The following is a 6,055-nucleotide window of genomic DNA, read 5'->3' on the forward strand; positions in this document are numbered from 1 at the left end:
TTGGGCGCTGTGTGCGCATTGGGCGGCCGGCCTTCCGGCGAATTCCTTAGGGAAAAGTACAGCCTTGCCGACCGTACGATCCGGCACGGAGAGGTTGTTGTCCGAACCGTCCGAACCCGACTTTCCCTAGGGGTGTGCAACGTGATGACGAGCGGAGCAGATGATGACCCCGTGGTGGTCGTGGGGATGGCCTGCCGGTACCCGGGCGGCGTGAGGTCCCCCGAGGAACTGTGGGACCTGGTCCTCGCGGGCCGCGACGCCGTGTCCGGCTTCCCCGCTGACCGCGGCTGGGACCTGGAGGCGCTCGCCGCCGAGGGCCCGGGGCACAGCGTGACCCGTGAGGGCGGCTTCCTGCACGAGGCCGCGGACTTCGACGCGGGCTTCTTCGGAATGTCGCCGCGCGAGGCGGTGTCCACCGACCCGCAGCAACGCCTGGTCCTCGAAACGTCCTGGGAGGCCGTGGAACGGGCCGGGATCGACCCGTTCTCGCTCCGGGGCAGCCGTACCGGCGTGTTCGTCGGCACCAACGGCCAGGACTACGCCACCGTCACCCAGCGGTCCGAGGAGGATCTGACGGGCCATGCCGTGACCGGGCTTTCGCCCAGCGTGGCGTCCGGCAGGCTCGCCTACACCCTCGGCCTGGAGGGGCCGGCGATCACGGTGGACACCGCTTCCTCCTCCTCGCTCGTCGCCCTGCACTGGGCGGCGCGTTCGCTGCGCTCGGGGGAGTGCTCGATGGCCCTGGCCGGCGGAGTCACGGTGATGTCCACCCCGGTGGGGTTCATCGGCTACTCCCGGCAGGGCGGACTGGCTCCCGACGGACGCTGCAAGGTCTTCTCCGACAATGCCGACGGCACCGCCTGGGCCGAGGGCGTGGGCATCGTGGTGCTCGAACGCCTCTCGGACGCGCGGGCCAACGGACACTCCGTACTCGCCGTCCTGCGGGGCAGCGCCACCAACCAGGACGGCGCGTCGAACGGCCTGACCTCGCCGAGCGGCCCCGCGCAGGAGCGGGTGATCCGCGAGGCACTGGCCGACGCGGGGCTCTCCGGCGCCGAGGTCGACGTCGTCGAGGCGCACGGCACCGGCACCAGGCTCGGCGACCCGATCGAGGCGCAGGCCCTGCTCGCCACGTACGGCCAGGACAGGGACCCGCGCCGCCCCCTGCGGCTCGGCTCCCTCAAGTCGAACATCGGGCACGCGCAGGCGGCGGCCGGAGTCGCCGGCGTCATCAAGATGGTGATGGCCATGCGCCACGAGCTGATGCCGCCGACCCTGCACGCGGACGAACCGTCCTCGCACGTCGACTGGTCGGCGGGCGCCGTGAGCCTGCTCACCGAACCCGCCCTGTGGCCCGAGGAGGGACACCCGCGGCGTGCGGGCGTCTCGTCCTTCGGCGTCAGCGGCACCAACGCGCACGTGATCATCGAGCAGGCCCCGCCCGCCGAACCGCCCGCCCGCGCGGCGGCCGCCGCGGACACCGTGGTGCCCTGGCTCGTATCGGGCAGGACCGAGGCGGCTCTCGACGCCCAGCTGACCCGGCTCACCTCCTTCGTGGCCGACAACCCCGGCATCAGCCCGGTGGACGTCGGATTCTCCCTGGCGACCGGCCGCGCGGCCCTCCGGCACCGGGCGGTCCTGCTCCAGGACGGCGGCACCGTGACCGAAGCGGCCCGCGGCGCCGCGGGCGAGGGCACCACGGCGGTGCTCTTCTCCGGACAGGGCAGCCAGCGCATCGGCATGGGGCGCGAGCTGTACGCGCGCTTCCCGGCCTTCGCCGGCGCGCTGGACGAGATCGTCACCGAACTCGACACCCACCTCGACCGCCCGCTCCGCGACGTCATGTGGGACGAGGACCCCGAACCGCTGAACCGCACGGGATGGACCCAGCCCGCCCTGTTCGCCGTCGAGGTGGCGCTGTTCCGCCTGGTGGAGTCGCTGGGCGTACGCCCCGACATGGTCGGCGGCCACTCGATCGGCGAGATCACGGCGGCCCACGTCGCGGGCGTCTTCAGCCTCGCCGACGCCTGCCGGCTGGTCGCGGCGCGCGCCCGGCTGATGGAGGCACTGCCGGCAGGCGGGGCGATGGTCGCGGTGCAGGCCGCCGAGGACGAGGTCGCACCGCTGCTCGCCGGGCGCGAGGACCAGGTGTCGATCGCCGCGGTCAACGGCCCCCAGGCCGTGGTGATCGCGGGCGACGAGAGCGCCGCACTGGAGATCGCCGCGCACTTCGAGGCGCTGGAGCGCAAGACCAGCCGGCTCCGGGTCTCGCACGCCTTCCACTCGCCGCTGATGGACCCGATGCTCGCTGACTTCCGGCGTGTCGTGGAGGAACTGACCTTCCACGAGCCGGCCCTGCCGGTCGTCTCGAACCTCACCGGTGAACTCACCACCGAAGCGCTGGGCAACGCCGAGTACTGGGTACGGCACGTACGGGAGACCGTCCGCTTCGCCGACGGCGTCACGGCGCTGCTCGACGAGAACGTGGACGTCCTGCTGGAACTCGGCCCCGGCGGCGTGCTCTGCGCGATGGCCCAGGACACCCAGGCGGACGCGGCCAGGCCGATGACCGTCGTGCCCGCCCTCCGCAAGAACCGCGGCGAGGAGACCGCCCTGGTCACCGCGCTCGGCCGGCTGCACACCGCCGGTGTCGCCGTCGACTGGCACTCCTTCTTCGCCGGCACGGACGCCCGCAGGGTCGACCTGCCGACGTACGCCTTCCAGCACGAGCGCTTCTGGCCGGCCGCGCCCAGGACCGGCGCGACCGGACCGGGCACCGCCACCGGGCACCCCCTGCTGGGCGCGGCGTTCGAACTCGCCGACGGCGAGGGGACGGTGTTCACCTCCGGCCTCTCGGTGCACTCGTACCCCTGGCTCGCCGGGCACGCCGTCGCGGGACGGCTCACCCTGCCGGGAACCGCCTTCGTGGAGCTGGTCATCCGCGCCGGTGACGAGGCGGGCTGCGGCCGGATCGACGAACTGACCCTGGCCGAGCCACTCGTACTGCCCGAGCACGGAACGGTGCGGTTGCAGATACGACTCGGCGGGCCGGACGACACCGGCCGCCGCCGGGTCACGGCCCACTCCAGGCCGGAGGGCGCGCCCGACGAGCCGTGGACGCGGCACGCCACCGGTGTGCTGACACCGGGCGCGGCCGCGCCGGACGCCGGGTTCGACACGAGCGTCTGGCCGCCGGAGAACGCGAAGCCGGTCGACCTGGAGGACCACTACGAGCGGCTCGCCGCCAACGGCCTGGAGTACGGCCCGCTCTTCCGGGGACTGCGGGCCGCCTGGCAGCGCGACGCCGAGATCTTCGCCGAGGTCGCCCTCGAACCGGGCGCGGACACCGAGGCGTACGGGCTGCACCCCGCTCTGCTGGACGCCGCCGGGCACGCGACCATGACGGACGGGGGAAACCTCCCGGAGTCCTGGCGCGGGGTGACCCTGCACGCCTCGGGAGCCCCGCTCCTGCGCGTACGGATCGCCCCGGCACCCGCCGCTTTCCAGGACTCCCCGGACGACGACAGCGCTACCTCGCTGACCGCCGTCGACATCGCGGGGGCGCCCGTCCTGTCGGTCGACGCGCTGCGCGTACGGCCCCTGACGGCCCGGGAGATGACCGCGGGACCCGCCCTCCACGACACGGACCGCACCCGGCAGGCACACCCGACGACCACGGCCATCAGGCCGGTGGCGGCGAAGCCGGACGGGGGCAGCGGCGAAGAGGCAGGTCTGGTGGAGCGGCTGGCCGCCATGCCCGAGGCCAAGCGGTCCCGGTACCTGCTCGACCTCGTCAGGACCGAGGCGGCCTCGGTGCTCGGCCACAGCGGTCCCGACGCCGTCGGCGCCCATCACGTCTTCAAGGAGCTGGGCTTCGATTCGCTCGCGGGGGTGGAACTCTGCGACCGGCTCACCGTGGTCACCGGACACCGGCTGCCCAGCACACTCGTATTCAACTTCCCGACGCCTGTCCGCGTCGCCGACTACCTGTCGACGACACTCATGGCCGCCTCCGGTCCTGGGGCGACAGGTTCCGTGGATGACGAACTCACCAGGTTCGAGACCGTCATGCGATCGGTTTCCGCCGACGAGTTCGAACGCCAGGTGATCGCTGATCGCCTGGAGAAAATGGTTTCCGCCCTGCGGCACGTCACGCCGGCCGGCACGCACTCTTCTGAGGAAGACATCGAGACGGTGTCGGTCGACAGGCTGCTCGACATCATTGATGAAGAGTTCGAAACCACATAAAGAATTGTTGCTTTCGTTCGCGACCCGATGATGAGGACGGAACCGGTGTCAGAAGACCAGCAGGACAAAGTCGTTGATTACTTGAGGCGGGTCACTTCCGACCTCCGCCGCGCACGTCAGCGCATCGGCGAACTTGAACTCACGAAGAACGAGCCGATCGCCATCGTGGGAATGGGCTGCCGGCTCCCCGGCGGTGTGCGTTCCCCCGAGGCCCTGTGGGAGCTGGTCGATTCCGGCGCCGACGCCATCTCCGGCTTCCCCGCGGACCGCGGCTGGAACCTCGACGCGCTCACCGGGGAGGGCGAGGGGAGCAGCGCGACCCACGAAGGCGGATTCCTCTACGAGGCAGCCGAGTTCGACGCCGATTTCTTCGGCATATCCCCCAGGGAAGCGATTGCCATGGACCCCGAGCAGCGACTGCTGCTCGAGGTGTCGTGGGAGGCACTGGAGCGGGCCGGAATCGCCCCGACCTCACTGCGCGGCAGCCAGGCGGGCGTGTTCGTCGGCTCCTACCACTGGGGCGCGCCGTCGGCGCAGTCCGCGGCCGAACTCCAGGGCCACGCCCTGACCGGCACCGCGGCCAGCGTGCTCTCCGGCCGGCTCGCCTACACCCTGGGGCTGGAAGGCCCCGCCCTCACCGTGGACACGGCCTGCTCCTCCTCGCTGGTGGCGCTGCACGTGGCGGCGCAGTCGCTGAGGAACGGAGAGTCCTCACTCGCCCTCATCGGCGGCGTCACGATCCTGGCGGAGCCCTCCGTCTTCGTGGAGTTCAGCGCCCAGGGCGGGCTCGCTCCCGACGGCCGGTGCAAGGCGTTCTCCGACGAGGCGGACGGCACCGGCTGGTCGGAAGGCGTCGGCGTGCTGGTCGCGGAGCGTCTCTCGGATGCCCGCCGCAACGGTCACCAGGTTCTCGCCGTGCTGCGCGGCTCGGCGATCAACCAGGACGGTGCGTCCAACGGTCTGACCGCCCCCAACGGCCCCTCCCAGGAGCGAGTGGTCCGTCAGGTGCTGGCCAACGCCGGGCTGACCACCGCCGACGTGGACGCGGTGGAGGCGCACGGCACGGGCACCAGGCTCGGTGACCCGATCGAGGCGCAGGCGCTGCTCGCCACCTACGGTCAGGACAGGGACCCGGAGCGCCCGCTGTGGCTGGGCTCGCTCAAGTCCAACATCGGGCACACCCAGGCCGCCGCCGGTGTCGCGGGTGTGATCAAGATGGTGATGGCGCTGCGGCACGGGGTGCTTCCGCAGACCCTGCACGCGCAGTCCCCCTCGTCCCACGTCGACTGGACGTCGGGCGCGGTACGGCTGCTCTCCGAAGCCGTGGCATGGCCGGAGACGGGCCGCCCGCGTCGCGCGGCGGTGTCCTCGTTCGGTATCAGCGGCACCAACGCGCACGCGCTCCTGGAGCAGGCACCGGAAGACGCCGAGCCGGAGTCCGACGAGACGCCGGCCCCGGCACCGACCACCCTGGCCTCCGTTCCGTGGCTGCTGTCGGGTCGCGGCGAGTCCGCGGTGCGGGACCAGGCCACGGCTCTGCTGGCACGCACCGAGGCCGATCAGGCCCTGCGCCCCCTCGACGTGGGCCATTCGCTGGTCTCCTCGCGCTCGGTCTTCGAGAACCGGGCCGTGGTGGTCGGCGCCGACCGGGACGAACTGCTCTCCGGCACTGGCGCGCTGGCCGCCGGACAGTCCTGGAACGGCCTGGTCGAAGGTGTGGCCGATGTGGAGGGGAAGACGGTGTTCGTCTTTCCCGGGCAGGGTTCGCAGTGGGTGGGTATGGGTGCCCGTTTGCTGGAGGAGTCCG

Annotated in this window: 2 protein-coding genes; both read left to right on the top strand. The window is 72.0% G+C overall.

What is annotated here, in order from left to right; genetic code table 11:
- The first annotated feature begins 210 nt into the window (after positions 1–210).
- The gene (locus tag ACIP6N_RS29545; protein WP_401820745.1) at positions 211–4,248 is read left to right on the top strand and encodes a type I polyketide synthase; all 4,038 of its coding nucleotides are present in this window, start codon (positions 211–213) and stop codon (positions 4,246–4,248) included.
- Positions 4,249–4,293: 45 nt separating this feature from the next.
- On the top strand, positions 4,294–6,055 hold a 1,762-nt coding region (locus ACIP6N_RS29550; RefSeq protein WP_401820746.1), incomplete at its 3' end, for a type I polyketide synthase.

The sequence above is a fragment of the Streptomyces sp. NPDC088725 genome, assembly GCF_044751305.1.
Taxonomy (GTDB): Bacteria; Actinomycetota; Actinomycetes; order Streptomycetales; family Streptomycetaceae; genus Streptomyces.